Source organism: Amycolatopsis plumensis (genome assembly GCF_042652605.1).
GTDB lineage: Bacteria > Actinomycetota > Actinomycetes > Mycobacteriales > Pseudonocardiaceae > Amycolatopsis > Amycolatopsis plumensis.
Genome location: NZ_JBHSJY010000001.1, coordinates 3,593,882 through 3,615,910, shown reverse-complemented (window position 1 = coordinate 3,615,910; position 22,029 = coordinate 3,593,882). Strand labels below are relative to the sequence as shown.

The 22,029-nt window shown below is 69.0% G+C and carries 20 protein-coding genes; 10 read left to right on the top strand and 10 right to left on the bottom strand.

What is annotated here, in order from left to right:
- Positions 1-60 precede the first annotated feature (60 nt).
- The 5 genes from ACFPLC_RS17495 to ddaH form a co-directional block, all read right to left on the bottom strand.
- The gene (locus ACFPLC_RS17495) at positions 61-1,251 is read right to left on the bottom strand and encodes a glycosyltransferase family 4 protein (RefSeq protein ID WP_191311537.1); all 1,191 of its coding nucleotides are present in this window, start codon (positions 1,249-1,251) and stop codon (positions 61-63) included.
- Positions 1,232-2,542: a nucleotide sugar dehydrogenase gene (locus ACFPLC_RS17490; protein WP_378189307.1), complete on the bottom strand. Its 1,311-nt coding sequence runs from the start codon at positions 2,540-2,542 to the stop codon at positions 1,232-1,234. Before ACFPLC_RS17490 ends, ACFPLC_RS17495 begins: the two co-directional genes overlap by 20 nt.
- Positions 2,543-2,736: 194 nt before the next feature.
- Positions 2,737-3,432 (bottom strand): glycoside hydrolase family 75 protein, encoded by a 696-nt coding sequence (locus tag ACFPLC_RS17485; protein ID WP_378189308.1) that lies wholly within the window; start codon positions 3,430-3,432, stop codon positions 2,737-2,739.
- Between the two features lie 247 nt (positions 3,433-3,679).
- Complete coding sequence (locus ACFPLC_RS17480) at positions 3,680-4,339, bottom strand: polysaccharide deacetylase family protein (RefSeq protein WP_378189309.1); 660 nt, start codon at positions 4,337-4,339, stop codon at positions 3,680-3,682.
- A gap of 81 nt (positions 4,340-4,420) precedes the next feature.
- Positions 4,421-5,257: a dimethylargininase gene (gene ddaH / locus ACFPLC_RS17475; protein WP_378189310.1), complete on the bottom strand. Its 837-nt coding sequence runs from the start codon at positions 5,255-5,257 to the stop codon at positions 4,421-4,423.
- Positions 5,258-5,331: 74 nt separating this feature from the next.
- Here ddaH and ACFPLC_RS17470 point away from each other — a divergent pair, with 74 nt between their 5' ends.
- The 5 genes from ACFPLC_RS17470 to ACFPLC_RS17450 all read left to right on the top strand — a co-directional run bounded on the left by ACFPLC_RS17470 (position 5,332) and on the right by ACFPLC_RS17450 (position 10,683).
- Positions 5,332-5,778: an Lrp/AsnC family transcriptional regulator gene (locus ACFPLC_RS17470; RefSeq protein WP_191311670.1), complete on the top strand. Its 447-nt coding sequence runs from the start codon at positions 5,332-5,334 to the stop codon at positions 5,776-5,778.
- Positions 5,779-6,188: 410 nt separating this feature from the next.
- The gene (locus ACFPLC_RS17465) at positions 6,189-6,953 is read left to right on the top strand and encodes an enoyl-CoA hydratase (RefSeq protein ID WP_378189311.1); all 765 of its coding nucleotides are present in this window, start codon (positions 6,189-6,191) and stop codon (positions 6,951-6,953) included.
- 258 nt (positions 6,954-7,211) lie between these two features.
- The gene (locus ACFPLC_RS17460) at positions 7,212-9,137 is read left to right on the top strand and encodes a 2-oxoacid:acceptor oxidoreductase subunit alpha (protein ID WP_191311527.1); all 1,926 of its coding nucleotides are present in this window, start codon (positions 7,212-7,214) and stop codon (positions 9,135-9,137) included.
- A 34-nt stretch (positions 9,138-9,171) separates the two neighbouring features.
- Complete coding sequence (locus ACFPLC_RS17455; RefSeq protein WP_378189312.1) at positions 9,172-10,236, top strand: 2-oxoacid:ferredoxin oxidoreductase subunit beta; 1,065 nt, start codon at positions 9,172-9,174, stop codon at positions 10,234-10,236.
- A gap of 96 nt (positions 10,237-10,332) precedes the next feature.
- Positions 10,333-10,683 carry a VOC family protein gene (locus ACFPLC_RS17450; protein WP_378189313.1) on the top strand — a complete coding sequence of 117 codons (351 nt, stop codon included), beginning with the start codon at positions 10,333-10,335 and terminating at the stop codon, positions 10,681-10,683.
- On the opposite strand, the gene ACFPLC_RS17445 is transcribed toward ACFPLC_RS17450, so the two are convergent.
- Both ACFPLC_RS17445 and ACFPLC_RS17440 read right to left on the bottom strand, forming a co-directional pair.
- Positions 10,676-11,899 (bottom strand): sunset domain-containing protein, encoded by a 1,224-nt coding sequence (locus tag ACFPLC_RS17445; RefSeq protein ID WP_378189315.1) that lies wholly within the window; start codon positions 11,897-11,899, stop codon positions 10,676-10,678. The two genes, ACFPLC_RS17450 and ACFPLC_RS17445, sit on opposite strands and share 8 nt — an antisense overlap.
- A gap of 24 nt (positions 11,900-11,923) precedes the next feature.
- Positions 11,924-12,976, bottom strand: coding sequence for a polyprenyl synthetase family protein (locus ACFPLC_RS17440; RefSeq protein WP_378189597.1), 1,053 nt, complete (start codon positions 12,974-12,976; stop codon positions 11,924-11,926).
- A gap of 248 nt (positions 12,977-13,224) precedes the next feature.
- Between ACFPLC_RS17440 and ACFPLC_RS17435 the strand changes: the two genes are divergently transcribed.
- The 5 genes from ACFPLC_RS17435 (at position 13,225) to ACFPLC_RS17415 (ending at position 16,976) form a co-directional block, all read left to right on the top strand.
- Entirely contained in the window at positions 13,225-13,845 is a 621-nt protein-coding gene (locus ACFPLC_RS17435) for a hypothetical protein (protein WP_378189316.1), read from the top strand.
- Positions 13,846-14,157: 312 nt separating this feature from the next.
- Positions 14,158-14,430: a hypothetical protein gene (locus tag ACFPLC_RS17430; protein WP_378189317.1), complete on the top strand. Its 273-nt coding sequence runs from the start codon at positions 14,158-14,160 to the stop codon at positions 14,428-14,430.
- Entirely contained in the window at positions 14,430-15,038 is a 609-nt protein-coding gene (locus ACFPLC_RS17425; RefSeq protein ID WP_378189318.1) for a DUF3558 domain-containing protein, read from the top strand. The genes ACFPLC_RS17430 and ACFPLC_RS17425 overlap by 1 nt, the downstream gene beginning before the upstream one ends.
- A 43-nt stretch (positions 15,039-15,081) precedes the next feature.
- Positions 15,082-16,296, top strand: coding sequence for a PPE domain-containing protein (locus ACFPLC_RS17420; protein ID WP_378236273.1), 1,215 nt, complete (start codon positions 15,082-15,084; stop codon positions 16,294-16,296).
- On the top strand, positions 16,293-16,976 hold the full coding sequence (locus ACFPLC_RS17415; protein WP_378189319.1) for an ESX secretion-associated protein EspG: 684 nt from the start codon (positions 16,293-16,295) through the stop codon (positions 16,974-16,976). The genes ACFPLC_RS17420 and ACFPLC_RS17415 overlap by 4 nt, the downstream gene beginning before the upstream one ends.
- 27 nt (positions 16,977-17,003) lie before the next feature.
- Here ACFPLC_RS17415 and nuoN read toward each other — a convergent pair whose 3' ends face one another.
- Genes nuoN through nuoL form a run of 3 tightly spaced genes read right to left on the bottom strand, consistent with a single transcriptional unit; the run spans position 17,004 to position 22,023 of the window.
- Positions 17,004-18,572, bottom strand: coding sequence for an NADH-quinone oxidoreductase subunit NuoN (nuoN, locus tag ACFPLC_RS17410; RefSeq protein ID WP_378189320.1), 1,569 nt, complete (start codon positions 18,570-18,572; stop codon positions 17,004-17,006).
- Positions 18,573-18,574: 2 nt separating this feature from the next.
- Complete coding sequence (locus ACFPLC_RS17405) at positions 18,575-20,125, bottom strand: NADH-quinone oxidoreductase subunit M (RefSeq protein WP_378189321.1); 1,551 nt, start codon at positions 20,123-20,125, stop codon at positions 18,575-18,577.
- Entirely contained in the window at positions 20,125-22,023 is a 1,899-nt protein-coding gene (gene nuoL, locus ACFPLC_RS17400) for an NADH-quinone oxidoreductase subunit L (protein WP_378189322.1), read from the bottom strand. The genes ACFPLC_RS17405 and nuoL overlap by 1 nt, the downstream gene beginning before the upstream one ends.
- Between the last annotated feature and the right edge of the window lie 6 nt (positions 22,024-22,029).

Here is a 22,029-nt window from a genome sequence, read left to right as displayed (position 1 = left end):
AACCGTCGTCCGATCGGGAGCATTGGTTACACGTCCGGTGACTTCTTGACTGAACGGCGATCAAGACTTCACAGCGTGCTCATATGCGGCGAGCAGAGCCTTCGCCGAGTTCTCCCAGGAGAGCGGACCCGCGACCCTGGCCTGGCCGAGCTTGCCCATCCGGATCCGCTCCTCCGGGTCGTCGAGCAGCTGCGCGACGAGCTTCGCGAACGCCGATTCGTCGTTCGCCGGGGCGTAGACGGCCGCGTCGCCCGCGGACACCCGCGCCTCCCGCAGCTCGAACGAGACGATCGGCTTGCTCATCGCCATGTACTCCATGACCTTGTTCATCGTGGAGACGTCGTTGAGCGGGTTCAGCGGGTCCGGCGACAGGCAGACGTCGGCGGTGGACAGGTAGCGGACCAGATCCTCGTCGGAGATCCGGCCGGTGAACTCGACCTGATTGGCCAGCCCGAGCTTGGCCGACAGCGCGACCATGTCGTCGAACGCGTCGCCCGAGCCGACGAACACCGCGTGCCAGTCGGTGCGGCCGACCTCGTCACGCAGCTTCGCGAGCGCACGCAGGGCGTAGTCGACGCCGTCCTGCGGGCCCATCACGCCGAGGTAGGCGAGCAGGTGCGGCTTGCCCTTCTTCAGCTCGGGCTCGGCCGGCACCTCGTGGAACCGCTCGACCACCGGGGCGCTGCGCACCACGAAGACGTCCTCGGGCTTCTTGCCGCCGCGGATCCGGGCGACCTGCTTGTAGCTCTCGTTCGTCGAGATGACGACGTCGGCGGCGCGGTAGGTGGCGCGTTCGAGCGCGCAGACCCCGCGGTAGAGCAGGTCCTGGCCGCGGTCGAACCGCGAGAGGTACAGCTCCGGGCAGAGGTCGTGCTGGTCGAAGATGAACTTCGCGCCTTGGCGCTTGAGCACCTTCGCGACCAGGTACAGCAGGTCCGGCGGGTTGCAGGCGTGCACGACGTCGACCGGCCCGACCTTGCGGGCCAGCCGCAGCGTGTGCCACAGCGCGCTGCCGTACTCCTGCAGGTAGCCGGCCGGGCCGCCGGTCGCCGCCTTGAGCGGGTAGCGGTGGATGTGGACGCCGTCGACGACGGCTTCGGCCTCGGTGTCGCGTTTCGTGCCCTGCGGGCAGATCACGTGGACTTCCCACCCGGCGTCGCGCAGGGTCGTGGACTCCTGCCACACCCGCCGGTCGAAGGGAACGGAGAGGTTCTCGACGAGGATGAGCGCTTTACCAGGCAAGGCCGGCATATCCCTCTTCAAGGCGACGCTCGGCGGCGTCGGGCAGGCGGACGAGGTCGACGATCTCCCGGCCGTGCGGCAGGGCCGCCAGCACGTCCGGGTCTTTGGTGCCCACGAGCAGGACGTCGGCGTGGTTCACGACTTCTTCGACGGACCCGGCGAGCAGCTGGCCGAGGTGCGGCAGCCGGCTCTCGATGTACTCGCGGTTGGCGCCCATCAGCCGCGAGAGGCTGACGTTGGCGTCGTAGATCTTCAGGTCGTAACCCTTGCCGAGCAGCTTCTCGGCCAGCTCGACCAGCGGCGACTCGCGCAGGTCGTCGGTGCCCGGCTTGAACGACAGGCCGAACAGCCCGACCTTGCGCTTGCCGGTGCGCGCGACCAGGTCGAACGCGCGCTGCAGGTGGTCGTCGTTCGACGCGAGCACGTGCGACAGGATCGGCACGCTGACGTCGGCGCGGTGCGCGGCGTAGACGAGCCCGCGCAGGTCCTTCGGCAGGCACGAGCCGCCGAAGGCGAACCCGGGCTTGAGGTAGGCGGGGCTGATGTTGAGCTTCGTGTCGGCGAGGAAGACGTCGATCACCTGGTGCGAGTCGAGGCCCAGCGCGCGGCAGATCGCGCCGAGCTCGTTCGCGAAGCCGATCTTCAGGCCGTGGAAGGAGTTGTCGGCGTACTTCGTCATTTCCGCGACCGGGATCGGCACCCGGAAGACCGGCCCGGGCAGGCCCTCGTACAACGCCGCGACGGCGTCGCCGCTGGCTTGGTCGATCTCGCCGATGACCGTCTTCGGCGGGTCGAAGAAGTCGCGGACGCTGGTGCCCTCGCGCAGGAACTCCGGGTTCACCGCGACGCCGAAGTCGACCCCGGCGGTGCGGCCCGAGGACTTCTCCAGGATCGGGACCAGCAGGTCGAGGCAGGTGCCGGGCAGCATGGTGCTGCGGAAGACGACGGTGTGCCGCTCGCTCTTCTTCGCGAGCGCTTCGCCGATTTCCTCGGCGACCCGCTCGAGGTAGACCGTGGAGAGGCTGCCGTTCGGCGCCGACGGCGTCCCGACGCAGACGAGCGAAATCTCGCTGTCGGCGACGGCCTCCGCGACGTCGGTCGTGGCTCTCAGCGCGCCGCTCGCGACGACCTCGGCGGTCAGCTCGCCGATCCGCTCCTCGACCACCGGGGCGTTGCCCTGGGTGATGAGGTCGATCTTCACCGGGTTGACGTCCACGCCGACCACCCGGTGCCCCTGCCCCGCCAGGCACGCGGCGGAGACACAGCCGACGTAACCGAGCCCGAAGACACTGATCTTCACGCCAAAACCTCCGCTATTCCGCGCGACCCTCAAGTTGGTCGGCGGGCGCCCCTGGATCGTTACCGCGACTGCGGCGGACGGGGGAAGGCGTGAGACTGCGGTGAGACGCAAGGGATCCGGGTGAGAATTGCGTCTCGATCCGGCGGCGAACCGTGGCCGTCGACCACGATTCGCCGCCGGGTCGTGAATAGGTGTCAGTTGTTGTTCACGAACGTGGTGGCGAGGCTTTGGCCCTTGCTCACCGCGTTGGCGTGGTTCTCGATCGGCGAGACGGTCGAGTTCTTGAAGCAGATGTAGGTGACGCCGGAGTCGGTGCCGCCGTTGGACGGGTCGGGGTTGATGCCGAGGTCCTTCGCCGTCGCGTAGGAGGCTTCGCCGATGATCTGCGAGGGGCCGGTGTCGCCGATGACGGCGTACTCGACCTTGCCGTTGTAGATCACCGCGCAGGAGCCGCCGCCCTTGAGCCCGGAGGAGGAGTACTTCCAGATGCTGCTGGAGCTCGGGACGACGATGTAGGGCAGCTTCGCGGCGTTGAGCGGCTTGCCGTCGGACTGGTGGAACGCGGTGTCGTCCTGGAAGCAGCAGTCGGTGTTTTCGTTGCACTGCGAGGTGCGCTGGCCGTCGCAGTCGATGTCCATGTCGGCTTTCCAGAAAACGGCACCGTTGGCGTCGCAGACGGCGACCGTCTTGCTCGAGGCGTCTTCGTCGGTCTTGTACTTGCCGTTCGAGATCTGGTTGCAGCCGCTGGTCTTCGCGAGCAGCTGGGCCGCGGTCGGGGCGGCTTCGACGGTGGCGGGCGAGGCGGCCGGGGCGGGCGCCGCCGACGCGAGGGCCGACGGCATCACGGCCGCGGCCAGCGCGAGCGTCGCGAGCAGGATCAGTTTCCGCATTCCTGGGGCTCCCTTTAGTTAGGAAACTTTCCTTACGGCGGCGGGGCACCAGGATGCACCCCGGCACGGGCGCGTTCAAGACCTCCGGGTCCGGGAATTTCCCATCAGGTGGCCGAAGGTGACGAAAAGGCTGCTCACCGGCGCGAGGACCCACAGCCCGTGTGCCGGTGACCGGAACGACCGCCGCTCGCCCCGGGGTCGTGAGTGGTAAGGCGGGTTAGAACCCGCCTTACCACTCACGAGGGGTTCAGCGGGCCGTGCGGCGGAACAGGCGGTTGGTCCACCGGCCGGCCCGCCGCCGGGAGCCGGCGAGGACGCCGTCGAGCCAGTCGCCGTCGAGGTCGTGCGGGACTTCGGTGCGCGCCTGGAGCCAGCCGTCGCGGCGGGCCGCGCCGCCGTCGCTCGAGTACACGCGGGTCGCGCCCGCCTGCCGCAGCCGCGCCAGCACGCGCCGGTCGTACGCACCGAACGGCAGCGAGTAGCGCCGAACCGGCCGGCCGCACAGGTCACCCAGCAGCTTCGGGGCGTCCTTCAGCTCGCGGTCGGCGTGCCGGTCGTCGAGCCGCCGCCAGTCGCGCGGCTCCCAGCCGTGCGAGCCGATCTCCATCCCGGCGCGCGCGAGCTCGCGCAGGCCGTCGCGGTCGAGGTAACCGCGCTGCCCGAGCCGGCCGGCCAAGGGGAAGAACTCCGCCGTCAGCCCCCGGTCGGCGAGCCGCGGCAGGACGACCTCGACGTCGGATTCGTTGCCGTCGTCGAAGGTGAGCCGGACGTCCTCGCGGTCCGCGACGGCGTCGAGGACGCGCTCGAACTGCTCGACGGTCAGCCAGCGCTCGTCTTCACCGGGGTCGAGCTGGCGGGCCGGCCGGCCCACCCCGTGCACGGCCAGGATCACCGTCACCACTCCCACCGCCTGCCACCGCGAGTAGTCGATTTGTTACTTCGATTAATCGCGGTGGCAAACGGGGGAGTTACAGTTTTTTGCGGCTATTCAGCCTTTGCGGATTTCCAGCGTGCAGCACTTCGGGCCGCCGCCGGCTTTCCGCAGCTCAGAGATGTCGACGTAGACGGGTTCGTATCCGCGGGCGGCGAGAAGTTCACCCAGTCGGGTGGCCTCGACGGGGAGAACGACGTTGCGGCCGTCGGACACGCCGTTGAGGCCGAAGCACTCGGCGTCTTCGCTGGTAGCGAGCACCGCGTCCGGGAACACCCGCTCGAGCACCCGGCGCGAACCGGCCGAGAAGGCCTCCGGGTAGTAGACGATCTGGGCGCGGGTCGTGTCGGTCGCCTCGGCGAGCACGAACAGCGCGGTGTCGAGGTGGTAGTAGCGCGGGTCGACCAGCTGCAACGAGACGACCGGGACGCCGAGGACTTCCTGGGCCTCGGCGTGCGCGGCCGGGTCGGTGCGGAAGCCGGTGCCGGCGAGCAGCAGGGTGCCGGTCCAGGCGAAGTCGCCCTCGGCCTCGTTGATCTTCTCCGGCATGGTGATGTCGCGGTAGCCGTGTTCGACGAACCAGCGGCGGAAGTGCTCGGCCTCGGCGGCGCGCTGCGGGGCGCGGAACCGCGAGCCGAGCACGCGGCCGTCGACGACGGTGCCGGAGTTCGCCGCGAAGACCATGTCGGGCAGGCCGGGCTGGGGCTCGATCTCCTCGACGGTGTGGCCGAGGCGGCGGTAGGTGTCGCGCAGCTCGGTCCACTGCGCGACGGCGACGTCGGCGCTGACCGGCTGGGTCGGGTCCATCCAGGGGTTGATCACGTAGTCCACCGCGAAGAAGCGCGGCGGGCACATGAGGTATCGACGAGTGGTCGGTACGCGCATCGCCTGCATGATTGCAGGGTAAGGTGCACCTAATATCGCAATCAATCGCTGTTCGCTGCGCACAACTGTGCTAGATGTTGCGTGTGAACACCATCGACCAGCGAATCGTTTCGTGCCTCGTGGCGAACGCCCGCTCCAGCTACGCGGAGATCGGCAAGGTGGTCGGCCTGTCCGCGCCGGCGGTGAAGAGGCGCGTCGACCGGCTGCTGGAAACGGGTGTCCTGCGGGGCTTCACGGCGGTGGTCGACCCGGAGGCGCTGGGCTGGGGAACGGAGGCGTTCGTCGAGGTCACGTGCCAGGGCAACATCACGCCGGCCCGGATCCGCGCGCGGCTGGAACCGTTGCCGGAAGTGGTGGCGGCGTACACGGTGTCGGGCGCGGCGGACGCGATCGTCCACCTGCGGGCGGCGGACATCCACCACCTGGAGACGGCCCTGGAGCGGCTGCGGGGGCTGGAGATCGTGGACCGGACGGTGTCGACCGTGGTGCTCTCGCGGCTGCTGGAACGGCCGCCTACTCCGGAGCAGTGAGGCCTCCGGCCCCCGGTTTCCAGCGTATCGGCGGGGGCCGACGGTTTCGGCCCTCCGGGCGGCCGGCTGTGGATGACTGGGCCACCGGGGACCGGATGTGGACAGGCGGGCGGCCGGGCGCGCGACGAGGCCCGAAACTGTCGGCCGTCGCCGATACGCTGGTCATCGGGGGCCGGAGGCACACCCTCAGCTCCTCGGCCGCCCAGACCCCGGCAGCTCAGCCCCCAGCCCCTCGCCACTGAGCCCTTGGCTCCCCGCGCCCTCAACACCGCCGGTGCCTCGTCCGGGTGCAGCCGCAGGTCCGCCCACCCGCAGCCTGGAAACGTCACCGCCCCACCGGTCGACCGCCTGCATCGCCAGCTCCCCGACTCGAACTCCACCCCGACCACCGGCCATGCCACCCTGAGGCCATGACCGACCGCATCGTCAGCGAGCACTCCGGCGGCGTCGCCCTGCTGACCGTCGACGCTCCCGGCAGCCGGAACGCGCTGACCCTCGATCTCTCCGCGCAGCTCGCCGCGGCCGTCGAGGCCGCGGAACGCGACGAGTCCGTGCACGCCGTCGTCGTCACCGGGACGCCGCCCGCCTTCTGCGCCGGTGCCGATCTGTCCGCTCTGGCGAACGCCGACGAAACGGGTCTGCGCGCCATCTACGAAGGCTTCCTCGCCGTGGCGCGGTGCGAGCTGCCGACCATCGCCGCCGTCGGGGGTGCGGCCGTGGGGGCCGGGCTGAACCTCGCCCTCGCCGCCGATGTGCGGCTGGCCGGGCCGCGCGCGAAGTTCGTCGCCCGGTTCCTCGAACTCGGGCTGCACCCGGGCGGCGGGATGACCTGGATGACGCAGCGGCTGGCCGGCCCGCAGCAGGCCGCCGCCATGACGTTGTTCGGCCAGCCCCTCGACGCCGAGGCCGCGGTCCGCGCCGGGCTGGCGCTGCGCGTGGTCGACGGCGGCCACGACGACCTCGTCACGGCCGCGCGTGAGCTCGCTCACCCCGCCGTGGCCGCGCCGCGCGAAGCGCTGATCGCCACCAAGCGCAGCCTCCGCACGACCGCGGGCCTGGCCGAACACCGCGACGCGGTCGACGTCGAAATCCGGCCTCAGCTGGCCTCGCTGGCGTCCCCGGAGTTCGCCGAACGACTTTCCCTGATGCGAGACCGGATTCGTTCTCGGCCGTGACTCAAGCCGGTGGGACCTACCTTCGCGAGACGCGCATCACAGCGCGGCGCAGCAGGTGACCGTTACCATCGGTTACAGGTATCTGGCGGACCTGCGAAGGGACATCGAAGAGCACCGAAGAGGTCGTCCAACACCCGGGACACCGCCAACATCGGTGCTGAGGGCGAGCTAACCTCGTGAGTAGACCTGGTGAACGCAGCCGCGGCACCGGCAGGCGAACGGAAGCCGTACCGTCGGGAGAGAGGGAATCCCTGACCCATGAGCACGAGTGCGAACGGCAACGGCGCTGGTCACGGCTCGCTCGCCGCAACCAGGCCGACCGAGGTCAGCAAGCTGGACCGGGTGGTCATCCGGTTCGCGGGCGACTCCGGTGACGGCATGCAGCTGACCGGCGACCGCTTCACGTCCGAAGCCGCCGCGTTCGGCAACGACCTGTCGACGATGCCGAACTTCCCCGCCGAGATCCGCGCACCACAGGGCACCATCCCCGGCGTCTCGAGCTTCCAGGTGCACTTCGCCGACTACGACATCCTCACCCCCGGCGACCGCCCGGACGTGCTGGTGGCGATGAACCCGGCCGCCCTCAAGGCGAACCTCGGCGACGTCCCGCACGGCGGCACGATCATCCTTAACACCGACGAGTTCATCAAGCGCAACCTGACCAAGGTCGGCTACGCGACGGACCCGCTGGACGACGACACGCTGGCGCCGTACCAGGTGCACCGGGTCGCCATGTCGACCCTGACCCAGGGCGCGCTCGCCGAAACCGGCCTCGGCAAGAAGGACGCCGAGCGCTGCAAGAACATGTTCGCGCTCGGCCTGCTCTCGTGGATGTACCACCGGCCGACCGAGGGCACCGAGCGGTTCCTGCGCGAGAAGTTCGCGAAGAAGCCGGACATCGCCGAGGCGAACATCCTCGCCTTCCGCGCGGGCTGGAACTACGGCGAGACCACCGAGTCCTTCGCGACGACGTTCCAGGTCGCGCCGGCGAAGCTGACCCAGGGCACCTACCGGCAGATCACCGGCAACACCGCGCTGGCGTACGGGATCGTGGCCGCCGGGCAGCGCTCCGGCCTGCAGATCCTGCTCGGCACGTACCCGATCACCCCGGCCTCGGACATCCTCCACGAGCTGTCCAAGCACAAGAACTTCGGCATCATCACCTTCCAGGCCGAAGACGAGATCGCCGGCATCGGCGCCGCGCTCGGCGCGTCCTACGGCGGCGCGCTCGGCGTCACCTCGACGTCCGGGCCGGGTGTCGCGCTGAAGTCCGAAGCCGTCGGCCTCGGCGTGATGGTGGAGCTGCCGCTGGTCGTCATCGACGTCCAGCGCGGTGGCCCGTCCACCGGGCTGCCGACCAAGACCGAGCAGGCCGACCTGCTGCAGGCGATGTTCGGCCGCAACGGCGAATCGCCGGTCCCGGTCATCGCGCCGCTCTCGCCGGCGGACTGCTTCGACGCGGCCGTCGAGGCCACCCGGATCGCGCTGAAGTACCGCACCCCGGTGCTGCTGCTCTCGGACGGCGCGATCGCGAACGGCTCCGAGCCGTGGCTGATCCCGGACGTCGACGAGCTGCCCGACCTGCGGGTCGAGTTCGCGACCGAACCCAACGCGGACAACGACTCCGGCGAGTTCTGGCCGTACGTCCGCGACCCCGAGACGCTCGCCCGCGCGTGGGCGATCCCGGGCACCGCGGGGCTGCAGCACCGCATCGGCGGGCTGGAGAAGGCCGACAAGACCGGCCACATCTCCTACGACCCCGACAACCACGACAAGATGGTCCGGTTGCGGCAGGCGAAGGTCGATGGCATCGACGTCCCCGACCTCGTCGTCGACGATCCCTCCGGCGGCAAGGCGCGCGTCCTGGCGCTGGGCTGGGGCTCGTCGTTCGGCCCGATCGGCGCGGCCTGCCGTCGCGTGCGCAAGCTCGGCCTGCCGATCGCGCAGGCCCACCTGCGGCACCTCAACCCGCTGCCGGCCAACCTGGGCGACATCCTGCGCAGCTACGACAAGGTCGTGGTGCCGGAGATGAACCTCGGCCAGCTCGCGCTGCTGCTGCGGGCCAAGTACCTGGTCGACGTCCACTCGCACACGAAGGTGGCCGGCCTGCCCTTCAAGGCCGAAGAGCTGCAGAACCTGTTCTCGGAGATCATCACCGGCGTTGCTACGGAGGCGGCGAAATGACCACCGCCGACGTTCTCTTTCCCGCGGAGGCGGAATGACTACAGTCGACCTGGGGATACCCCACCTCGGCGGCCTGGACCTTGTGCCGGCCACCGACGAGCCGCAGAAGGCCAAGGACTACAAGTCGGACCAGGAGGTCCGCTGGTGTCCCGGCTGCGGCGACTACGTCGTGCTGAACGCGGTCCAGTCGTTCTTGCCGACGCTCGGCCTCAAGCGCGAGAACATCGTGTTCATCTCGGGCATCGGCTGCTCGTCGCGGTTCCCGTACTACCTGAACACCTACGGCATGCACTCGATCCACGGCCGCGCGCCGTCGATCGCGACCGGGCTCGCGACGACGCGCCCGGACCTGTCGGTGTGGGTGGTGACCGGTGACGGCGACGCGCTGTCCATCGGCGGCAACCACCTGATCCACGCGCTGCGCCGCAACGTGAACATCAAGATCCTGCTGTTCAACAACCGGATCTACGGGCTGACCAAGGGCCAGTACTCCCCGACGTCCGGCCAGGGCATGGTCACCAAGTCCACGCCGATGGGTTCGGTGGACACGCCGTTCAACCCGCTGTCGCTGGCGATCGGCGCGGAGGCGTCGTTCGTGGGCCGGGCGCTGGACTCCGACCGCAAGGGCCTGACCGAGGTCCTGCAGGCGGCGGCGCAGCACCGCGGCTCGGCGCTGGTCGAGATCTACCAGAACTGCCCGATCTTCAACGACGGCGCGTTCGACGTCCTCAAGGACGCCGACGAAGCCGCGACGCGCCTGATCCCGCTGCGCGCGGGCGAGCCGATCCGCTTCGGCCCGAACCAGGAGTTCGGCGTCAAGCGCGGCGACTGGGGTGGTCTGGACGTCGCCAAGGTGGCCGACATCGGCGAAGACAACATCGTGGTGCACGACCCGTCGATCACGGACACGTCGTACGCGTTCGCGCTGTCGCGCCTGGGCGACCAGAACCTCAACCACGTCCCGACGGGCATCCTCCGCCAGGTCGAGCGCCCGACCTACGACGACGGCGCCCGCGCCCAGGTCGAGGAGGCCCGCGCGGCCCGCAAGCCGGACCTGCAGGGTCTGTTGCGGGGCAAGGACACCTGGACGGTCGCGTAACCCGCTGCTTTCCGAAGGCCGCCATGCCCTGGGCATGGCGGCCTTCGGCGTTTCCGGGGTTGCCTTCGTTGGGACACCTGTCCTAAGTTTCAGGTCATGCGACCTGACTCACCGTTCGTGTTCTTCGACGTCCGCACCGCCGACGCGGCGGGCAGCAAGCGGTTCTACGCGGAGTTGCTCGGCTGGGAAACCGACGGCACCCTGCTGACGACCGGCGGCACGCCCTGGGGCGGCCTCACCCAGCTCTCGCCGGGCGACGAGCGCGCGCCGCAGTGGCTGCCCTACGCGCCGGTGTCCGATGTGGACGCGGCCACGGCGAAAGCGCTGGAGCTGGGCGGAACCCTGGTGCGCGAGCGCACCGACCTGCCGTTCGGTTCGCTGGTGGTGGTCACCGATCCCGGAGGCGCGGCCCTGGTCCTGTTCCAGGCCGCGCCGGGCGTCAGCTGAGCGGGCGGAACCCGACGCGCTCGGCGTCCTCGGCCGTCCGGAACCAGACCTCCGCGACCATCTTCGGGAACTGCGCCGATTCCTCGGTGCAGTACCGCAAGGCGGTGACGCTGGCCTTCACGGCGAAGCTGTCGCTGGGTGCCCCGCCACCCGGGCGCGGCATCGCCGAACCGGGGCCGAACGGGCCCGGCGGAACCGAGTCGCCCGCCGCCTGGCGGGCCGGGGGCGGCTCCGGCGCCACGACACCCGCCTGGTTCGGCTGCACCGACGGCTCGAACAGCGAACCGCTGTGCGCGCCGGACAGGTCGGGTTCGCGGCGTTCCACCGTGCGCATCGACGGCTGGATCGGCTGCGGCGCGTCGAACCCGCCGCGCACGGATCCCCGGGGCTGCCGCTTCGGCAGCACCTGCGTCGCTTCGGCGGGGGTCTCCGGCGGCACGTCCAGCTCACTTTCGGCGATGTCGCCCCCGAACGCGTACTGCGGCGACTCGTCCTCTTCCGGCTGCTCGTCGTCCTGGTGCACCGCACCGGGGTGCTCGGTGATGAAGCGGGTGCGCTCCACCGGCTCTTCGAACGCCGAGCGCTCGGACGGCCGCTCGTCGTCGAACCAGTCCGGCACGGCCGCCGCCTCGCCGGACGGCCGCTGGAACAGCGAGCCCGCCGGGTCCGGGTCGAGCTTCTGCTCGAGCCTCGACGGGGCAGGCGACTCCAGCTCCGCGTCGTCTTCGAACGAGTCCCCGACCGGCGTGAGGTACTGCGTCGAGGCGGCCCGCTCCGGCTCTTCCTCCGGCGTCAGGAACTGGGCGGCCGCGTTGCGGTACGGGTCGTCTTCCTCGGGCTCCGGTTCCTGCGCGCGGACGGGTTCCGTCTCCGGCGCCCTCCGCGACGGCACCTGGGCGTCCAGTTCGGCGAAGTCCTCGTCGATGTCGTCGTGCACGTCGTCGCGGTGGATCGGCGGCGCGGCGACCAGCGTGCCGGGGTAGGAGGTCTCCTGGCGGGTCGGCTCCAGCTCGGGCCGCCGGAACACTTCGGCGGTGGCGTTCACCGAGGCCGCGTTAGCCGGGGTGCGCGCCGCGTCGGCGTGGGCCTGCGCCAGCGAGCTCTCCAGCCGGCGAACGCTCCTGCGGAGCGGCAGCACCAGCACCAGCCAGGTGAGGACGGCGCCGACGAAGAACGCGGCGAGGCTCCACAGCCAGACCTGTCCGAATATGGACATCTATCCCTGCCCCTGTTAAGTGCTTCAGCGCGTGCGCGCGACCAGGTAGTCCGCGACCGACTCGCACGCGTCCCGGGCGGGTGACGCGGGGAGCGCGGAAAGCTCGGCTCGCGCGCGCTGAGCGTAGTCGGAAAGGGTGACGCGTGCTCGATCGAGTCCGCTACTGACCCGCAGCAGCTCGAGCGCCTCCTGGACGAGGGCGTCGTCGGCGATCGGGCCGGACAGCAGCTCGATGAGCCGCGGGTCGGTGTCCGGGTCGGCCAGCGCGTACAGCATGGGCAGCGTCCGGACGCCTTCGCGCAGGTCGGTGCCCTGCGCCTTGCCGAGCTCGTCGGACGGCGACGCGATGTCGATGATGTCGTCGGAGATCTGGAAGGCGGTGCCGATGATGTCGCCGAATCGGCGCAGCGCCTCGACGTGCTCCTCGGCGGCGCCGGACATCATGCCGCCGAACCGGCCGGAGGTGGCGATCAGCGAGCCGGTCTTCTGCGCGATCACGGTGAGGTAGTGCGCGACGGCGTCGTCACCCGGGCCGGGGCCGACGGTCTCCCGCATCTGGCCGGTGACCAGCTCGCCGAAGGTCTCGGCGATGATCCGCGCGGCGTCCGTGCCGAGGTCGGCGACCAGGCGCGAGGCGTGGGCGAAGAGGAAGTCGCCGGTGAGGATGGCGATGGTGTTGTCCCAGCGGGCGTTGACGCTCTCGGCGCCGCGCCGCATGTCGGCCTCGTCCATGACGTCGTCGTGGTAGAGCGTGGCCAGGTGCACCAGCTCGACCGCGGCGGCGGCGATGATGACGTGGTCGTCCTGCTTCGGCCCGAACTGCGCGGAGAGCAGGGTGAACAGCGGACGGAAGCGTTTGCCCCCGGCCTCGACCAGGTGCAACGCGGCGTCGTTGACGGCCTGGACGTCACTGCGGACGACCTCGCGCAGCAGCTTCTCGACCTCGGTCAGCCCGCCGGCGATCGACCGCAGCAGGGTTTCGTCGGCGATCTGCAGCCCGACCGACGCCCGCAGGTCGTCGAGGGCGCCGCCCGGCGCAGCGGGGAGGGATCCCGCCCCGGGGGCTGGGGAAGGCACAGACACGTCGGCTCCGCTCTACTCGTGCACCGGTCGGTTGCCCCTTGAGCGTAGTGGCTACCGCGCGCGGTCGTTTACCCGCTGTCCTGCGGAAACGGTGACGAACATGACACCGCCCCGGGTGGTTCGCGCTCCTCGAAAGGGTGATCGGAGATTCCGGGCGCAACGGACGTCTCCGGCGGACGGATATTCAGTCGTGGAGCAGCGGCCGAGCCGGGCCGCTCACCAGGCGGCGAGGAGGACACCGGATGCGCAGCACGATCGTCACGGCTTTGGTGGTGACGGGCCTGGCCGCTTCGGGCGCATCACCGGCATCGGCGGCTTCGCCGGCCGGCGTGGCGGACATCGGCTCGGCCTCGTTCACGAAGGCGGGCACGACGATCACGATCCCGCCGCAGGGTCACTGCGCACTGGACGGCCCAGCGAGCGCAACGGCCGAACCGGTGTCGAAAACCGGGATCACCTTCGGCGGCGGCACGTCATCCTGCACGACAACCGGTTCGACCACGAAGTCCACGGCGACGGGCAAGAACTTCGAGCTGTCGGCGCTGGTTTCGGCGGGTGGCCCCCGCGTGAAATTGGCGACCTTCACGGTGACGTGCGACGGAACGCAGACGCAGACGAGCGCGAACTGGACGTACGGCGGGATGTCGGGGATCACGAACCCGCCGAGCCCGGTGCCGGCGGGTTACGTGTCGCCGATCCGGAAAGCGGACGGAACGGCCCTGGCGAACGCGGTGTTCAACGTCCAGGACCTGCCGGGCGACGGAAGCGTGGGGTTGACGATGCTGCGCATCGATTTCCTGCCGGCATCGGGCATCACGGGAACGGTGACGCTGGGGAAGACGAGCTGTTCCCCCACCCCGTAGACGTCACGAGGGCCGCGGCTTGGGAGAGCGCCGAGAGGACGGCCGCGGCCCTTGTGACCTTGGTTTTCGGCTGGGGGAACCCTGGTAGGGTGCGATGCGTCGGATACGCAGGGTGCTCGGGGTGGAGCACACTGCGAGCTAGGGGAGAGCTGATGACGACGGTGTGTTGTGGCTGAGGGGCCGGTTTATGACCCGGGGGCGGATTGGGAGCTTCCGGGGCCTCATGGGGTGCCGCGGGCTGGGTCTTATGGGGGTGGGGATGGTGGTGGGTCTGCTGGGTTTGAGTATGACGAGCAGACGCTTCGTGAGCTGATGCACGAGTGGAACGACCTGGCACGCGAGTTCCAAGAGGACCGCGAGCAGGCCCGAGCCATCGCGACCACTCACGGTCCCGGCCTGGAGTACGCAAGTGCCGGCAACGCCGAAAGGATCCGCGCGTCGGGGGATGCCCTGGATACCGCTCTTCAACAACGAGCAGAGTACTGCCGCGCGATGGCGGAGAAGTTCGCGAAGGCGCTTGGCAAGTACGCGGCGATCGAGGAAACCCACGTCACCGAGATTAAGCAAACAGAAGGAACGCTGTGATGCGCCGCTTGATTGTCCTGCTCAGCGCATCTCTGCTGGTCCTGACGGCGTGCTCGGATGTGAAGGCCGGGATGGCTTCGCCAGCGACCACATCATCCCCGCAGACGGATGCCGTCCCGGGTCCTGGCGTACCCAAGGTCGATTCGCCGCTGGACACCACCCGATTCAAGCAAACGCCCTGCGAAGCTTTGACCGGAGAAGAAGTCACAACACTTCTCGGCTCCGGCGCCACAGCGAAAGAGGAGCTGAGCGCGCCAGGCGGCCCAACATGCAACTGGCAGCCGGCAGGAACCACCCAGGCAACTGTCGGCATCATCTTCAACAAGGTGAATCAGGCCGGCCTGACCGCGATCTACGAGCAGCAAGGATCGACATTCCGTCTCTTCATGCCGGTGGCTCCAGTGGAAGGCCTGCCAGCCGTCGCGTACGGGCTGAAGGACGAGCGCACCACGAGCGGTCGATGCGCAATCGCTGTTGGTACCAGCGACCACGAGATGATCGACGTTTCGATCACCCAGTCTGAAGCGAACGTCGGCAAAAGCGATCCCTGTACAGCCGCGCATGAAGTCGCTGAGGAAGTTGTCAAAAACATCAAGGGAGCGCAGTGATGGTCACCGAGTCGCCGCTGACCGCAGCTGAGATCTACGCACAATCACCGGAGGTGAAGGCTCCCGCTCCCTCTCCGACGCCCATCGCGATGCCGATCACCTGACCACTCGGATGGTTGAGCGGGCTCAACGGATCAGCGCGCTCCGCGCCAAGACCATGTCCGGCTGGCGAGGCAACGCCGGGGAGGCCGCTGCTGATGCCACTCTTCCTCTTGTTCAAGCCGCCGCCGATGATGCTGTGCATCTCAAGAATGCGCAGAGCGCTGTTGCGGCTCAAATGGAAGCTTTTGGGACCGCCAAGTACTCCGTCAAGCCCGTACCCGCTCAGCCGCCTGCTTTGGACACCGATGATGTCCTCCGTGCCATCCGGGACGATAAGTGGGATTCCTACAACACCAAAGTTGCCGGGTGGCAAGCGGACAGCCAAGCCAACATCGACGCCTTCAGCGCCTACCACTCCGCCAGCAACGCCAACGGTGGACAGATGCCCGCCCAATACGCGCAGCTTGCCGACTTCGGGGGTTCCGTCTCCATGAGGACCTCCGATCGGACCGGCGGGCCCACCGATACCGGGGAATGGGCGCGGAATCCGCGGCAGACTGAGGTTCCCGCCCAAGATCGGCACAGGCCCACGCAGGACCGGATCACCGGCGGGAATCGGGAACAGACACCGAACCAGCAGAACCAACAGAATCAGCTGAACCAGCAAAACCAACAATTCCAGCAAGACCGGCCAGACCAAAACCAGGCCTGGAAGCCCGGAACCCCGGACTCCAGCACCCACGCCAACAGCTACCTCCCCCGGCCCGTCCTACCCACCGCTCAGGGTGGCTACGAGTTCGGCCCCACCGGCCAGCCCGTCAGCAACCTCACCAACCCTGGACCCAACTGGTCCGGCGGCTTCGGACCCGGGACCGGTCCCTACACCGGTGCCAGCTTCCCGCCGGGCACCACAGGAACCCCGGGGTCCAACAGGGGAACCGGCACCCCAGGCGGACGCTTCCCCGGCAGCAGCACCGGCGCCCGACTCCCCGAGGAACGCCTCCCCGGCACCACCCCCACCCGCGGCTCCACCGGCCCCCGGGGCGCGAACGGCCTCCCCATGGGCGGCGCCCCTATGGGCGGGCGGGGCGGGAAAGAAGAAGACCGGGAAAAGAAGAAGGCTCCCTACCTGCAAAACCCCGATCCCGACGAAACCTTCGGCGGCTTCACCGAAAAACCCATGCCCCCGGTCATCGGTGAGAACAAGAAGCGATGATCTCCTTCTCGCTGAACACCCTGCTCACCGCCATGCGGCAAGTCGGCTGCGGCGATCCGCACCCGGTCTTCGCCAAGGGGCTCCGCTACATCCCGCCCCAAGCGGCGAGACAAGTCAACCGGGCCGCCTTCGAAGAACTCAGCCCTCATGGCTTCGTTCAAGGCAACGGCTTCACGCCCGAATTCGAAGACCTGCTGCACCTCATCGACCAGCCGGCCCGGGAATTCGTCGCCCACGCGCGGGACGCCACCGAACAGATCGGGGTTCTGGTCGCCGCCAGAGGGCGGAGTGGGGTTTGCGTTGTCTGCAAACACGATCAGGTCGAACTCACCGAAGTGAACGGCCACCCCGCCGACGCCCTCGTCGCGCACCTGCCCGGCTACCCGGCCGCCCACATCAAGCCGTTCTCGCTTCCCCAGGAAGATTTTCAGAAGCCGCAGGAAAGCGACATCTTCGACGACGCCCCCGCGCGCAGCCGCGAAGCGCAGGAACTCGACGCCTTCTTCCAGCAACCCCACTACGGCGTCGGGCAGCTGCACACCGCCGGCGTCACCGTCAACTACCTCGATCTCGAGGCCGGCCGCGTCGGGATCACGCGGGCCGAGGGGTACATCAGCGTTGTTCCCGGGCGCCCTGAAGAACTCAGCCACAAACTGAAGGCCGCCACCCCCTCTCGATGAGGGAGTGGCGGCCGGGGAAAACAACGCTCAGAAAGCGAACCCGCCCGAACCCGCCCAGCCGAGGGCGAACGCCGGGACCAGGCCGAGCACCAGCGTCACCGCCGTGCCCAGGAAGATCGCCGTTCCGGTGCCGAAGCCCGGGACCGAGACCGACGGGCCGTCCGCCGCCGGCTCCGAGAAGTACATCAGGACGATCACGCGCAGGTAGAAGAACGCCGCCACCGCGCTGAACACCAGCGCGACCACCACCAGCGGGGCCATTCCGTCCGACAACGCCGCCGAGAACACCACGAACTTGCCGACGAAACCGGACGTCAACGGAATGCCCGCCAGCGCCAGCAGCAAGAACGTGAACACCCCGGCCAGCAGCGGCGACCGCTTCGCCAGCCCGGCCCACGCCGAGAGGTGCGTCGCCTCGCCGGAGGAATCCCGGACCAGGCTGATCACGCCGAACGCCGCCAGCGTCGTGAAGCCGTACGCCAGCAGGTAGAACAGCGTGCTCGACAACCCGTCCTTCGTCATCGCGATCGCCCCGACCAGCAGGAAGCCCGCGTGGGCGATCGACGAGTACGCCACCATGCGCTTGACGTCCGTCTGGGTCAGGCCGAGCACCGCGCCGATCACCATCGAAATGATCGCCACGCCCCAGAGGACTCCCCGCCACTCCCAGGAAGTCGACGAGAACGCCACCGACAGCACCCGCAGGATGCCGCCGAACGCCGCGACCTTCGTGCACGCCGCCATGAACGCCGTCACCGGGGTCGGGGCGCCCTGGTACACGTCCGGGGTCCACGTGTGGAACGGGCCGACCGATCCCTTGAACAGCAGGCCGACCACCAACAGGCCCAGCCCGGCGAACAGCAGCGTGTCCGACCGGTCCGTGCCCGCCGCCGCGGCCGCGATGTCGCCCAGCTTCACCGAGTTCGCGTAGCCGTACAGCAGCGCCAGCCCGTACAGGAAGAACGCCGAGGAGAACGCGCCGAGCAGGAAGTACTTGACCGCCGCTTCCTGCGACAGCAACCGCCGCCGCCGCGCGAGGCCGCACATCAGGTACAGCGGCAGCGAAAGCACTTCCAGCGCGATGAACATCGTCAGCAGGTCGTTCGCCGCGGTGAAGGCCATCATGCCGCCGAGCGCGAACAGCGTCAGCGGGAACACCTCGGTCTGCATCACCGTCGCCGTCTGGGCGCGGTCCTGGACCGTGCCCGGGCGGATGCCGGCCTGCGCGACCAGCGCGCCGCCCGGCTCGACCACGCGGTCCGAAATCAGCAGCACCGCGCCCACCGCCAGCGCCAGCAGCGTGCCCCAGAGGAACAGCGCCGGCCGGTCGATCGAGATCGCGCCGCTGAACGTCGTGACGCCGGTCGCGGGCGCGTCGCCCGTCGCGTAGATGATCAGGCTGACGCCGGCCGCGACGATCGACGCCAGGCTCAGGCCCACCTGGATGCCGAACCGCGACCGCTTCGCCGCGAACGCCTCGACCAGCACGCTGACGCACGCCGCGCCGAGGACGATCAGCACCGGCAGCACGGCCGGGTAGTTGATCGACGGCGTCGTGATCGGCGACTGCGCCTGGGTCAGGAGGATGTCGAGCACTTTTACTTGCCTCCCTGGACCGCGGACAGCGTCTGCTGCACCGTCGGGGTGACTGTGTCGAGCACCGGCTTCGGGTAGAAGCCGAGAACGAGGATCAGCACGACCAGCGGCGCGAGGATCGCGATCTCGCGACCGTTCAGGTCGCGGATGGCCTTCTTGGCACCGAGTTCCGGCGCGATCGCCGTGCCCGGGCCCCCGCCGACACCCACCAGGGCGTCACCGCGGACCGGGCCCTGGAAGACCCGCTGGTAGAGCCACAGGACGTACGCCGCGGCCAGGACCATGCCCACCGTGGCGAGGATCGTGTACACCGGCTGGTCCACAAAGGACCCGAGGAGCACCAGGAACTCGGAGACGAACGAGTTGGTGCCCGGCAGGGACAAAGTGGACAGACCGGCGAGCAGGAACAGCCCGGCCAGCAACGGGGTCACTTTGGCCATGCCGCCGTAGTCCGAAATGCGCGACGACCCGCCGCGCGCGATCACCAGGCCGATCACCACGATCAGCATGCCGGTCGCCAGGCTGTGGTTCAGCATGTACGTCGCCGAGCCGACCATCGCCTGCTCGTTGAACGCGAAGATGCCGAGCGAGATGAAGCCGAAGTGGGCGATGGACACGTAGGCGATGAACCGCTTCATGTCCCGCTGGCCCGCCGCGAGGATCGAGCCGTACAGGACGCCGATCACCGAGAGCACCAGCACCAGCGGGGCGAGGGTCTTGCTCGCCTCCGGGAACATCGGCAGGCAGTAGCGCAGGAACCCGAACGTGCCCACCTTGTCCAGCACGCCGACCAGCAGGACGGCGACGCCGATCGGCGCCTCCCCCGCCGCGTCCGGCAGCCAGGTGTGGAACGGCACCAGCGGCGCCTTGATCGCGAACGCCAGGAAGAACCCGAGGAACAGCCAGATCTGCGTGGACAGCGGCGCGTCGCGCACCACCGTCACCAGCGTCTGCCAGTCGAACGTGCCCTTGCCGAGCTTGTCCGCCGCCAGCGAGTACGCCCCGATCGCCGAGGCCAGCATGATCAGGCCGCCGAGGAACGAGTACAGGAAGAACTTCACCGCCGCGTACTGCCGGTTCGCGCCGCCGTAGCCGCCGATGAGGAAGTACATCGGGATCAGCATGATCTCGAACAGCACGTAGAACAGGAAGACGTCGGTCGCGGCGAACACGCCGATCGTGAGCGCCTCCTGCAGCAGGATCAGCGACAGGAACCCGCCCGCGCTGCGGCCCGCCGGGAGCTTGTCCAGCGTGCCGAGCCCGCCGACGACGATCGGCACCAGCAGCGCGATCACCGCGATCATGATCAGCGCGATGCCGTCGGTGCCGAACGCGATGTGCACGCCGAAGCTGGGGATCCAGTCGAAGCTCGACGTCATCTGCAGCCGGGGCCCGGACGCGTTGTAGCTGAGCCAGAAGGGGATCACCAGCAGGAACTCGAGGATCGAGAACCCGAGCGCGGCCAGCACCGCGGCGCGGTCGTTCCCCTTGAGGAACGCCAGCACCAGCGAGCCGGCGAGCGGCACCAGGATGAGGATGAGCAACCAGGTCATCAGGAGAACCTCACCAGCAGGAGAGCCGCCAGAAGCAGGAACGTGCCGCCCAGCATCGACAGCGCGTACGACCGGACGAACCCGGTCTGCAGCCGCCTCAGCCGGCCGGACCCGCCGCCGAGACCGGCGGCCAGGCCGTTGACCGCGCCGTCGACGCCGCGGTTGTCGACGTACACCAGCGCCCGCGAGAGCCAGGTGCCCGGGCGGGCGACCAGCGTCTCGTTGAGGGCGTTGCCGTAGAGGTCCTTGCGCGCGGCCCGGGTGACGAACGAGACCCGCTGGGGCTGCTCGACCGGGACGTCGCGGCGGAAGATCAGGTAGGCGATGACCGCGCCGATCAGGGAAATCCCGACCACGATGCCGGACATCAGCCACTTGTTGATCCCGAAGTGCTCCTCCGGTGCCTCGCCGACCGCCGGGGCCAGCCAGGTCACGAAGGACTTGTTGAGAGTGAAGAGCCCACCGGCGAACACCGAGCCGATCGCCAGGATCACCATCGGCACCCACATGATCGGCTTGGCCTCGTGCGGGTGGAACTCGCGGCCGTCGGCCGACTTGAGTTCCTTCCAGCGCGCCTTGCCGAAGAACGTCATCATCATCAGGCGGGTCATGTAGAACGCCGTCAGCCCGGCGCCCAGCAGGGCCGCGCCACCCATCACCCAGCCGCGCCAGCCTTCCTGGCCGAACGCCGCTTCGATGATCGCGTCCTTCGTCCAGAAGCCGGACAGCAGCGGGAAGCCGATCAAGGCGGCGTAGCCGAGGGCGAACGTCCAGAAGGTGATCGGCATCTTCTTCCAGAGGCCGCCGAACTTCCGCATGTCGACTTCGTCGTTCATCGCGTGCATGACCGACCCGGCGCCGAGGAACAGCCCGGCCTTGAAGAAGCCGTGCGCCACCAGGTGCATGATGCCCAGCGCGTACGCGACGGGGCCGAGGCCGACGGCCAGCATCATGTAGCCGATCTGGCTGACCGTCGAGTACGCGAGAACCTTCTTGATGTCGTCGTACGCGCAGCCGATGATGCACCCGAGCAGCAGGGTCACCGTGCCGACCAGCGTCACGATCAGGCGGCCGTCTTCGGTGGCGTTGAAGATGTCCTTCGAGCGGGCCACCAGGTAGACGCCCGCGGTCACCATCGTCGCCGCGTGGATCAGGGCCGACACCGGGGTCGGGCCCTCCATCGCGTCCGGGAGCCACGCCTGCAGCGGGAACTGGCCGGACTTACCGCAGGCGCCCAGCAGGAGCAGGATCGCCATCGCGGTGATCGCGCCCGTGGAGAACTTGCCGTCACCGACCGCCTTGAAGACCTCGGCGTAGCCGGTCGAACCCACGTACTTGAACATGATGAAGATCGCCAGCGCGAGCCCGACGTCCCCGACGCGGTTCATCAGGAACGCCTTCTTCGCCGCGGTGGCGGCGGACGGGCGGCCCTGGTACCAGCCGATGAGCAGGTAGGACGCGAGACCCACGCCCTCCCAGCCCATGTAGAGCGTCACGAAGCTGTTGCCCAGCACCAGGACCAGCATCGACGCGACGAAGAGGTTGAGGTACGCGAAGAAGCGGTACCGGCCCTCGTCGTCGGCCATGTAGCCGATCGAGTAGTAGTGGATCAGCATGCCGACGCCGGTGATGAGCAGCACGAACGTCAGCGACAGCGCGTCGATCCGCAGCCCGAAGTCCACCTGCAGCTGGCCGACCGGGATCCACGAGTAGACCTTCGTGTCCACAGTGGCCTTGCCGTCGGCCGTGAAGAAGAGGATCAGCCCGTAGACGAAGGCGAGGGTGACGGTGGCACAGCCGAGCAGATGCCCCCACGCCTTGGCGCGTTTCCCTGCCAGCAAGAGGATCAGGGCGCCGAGGGCAGGGAGGGCCACCAGCAGCCACGATGATGCGGTCACTCGGGG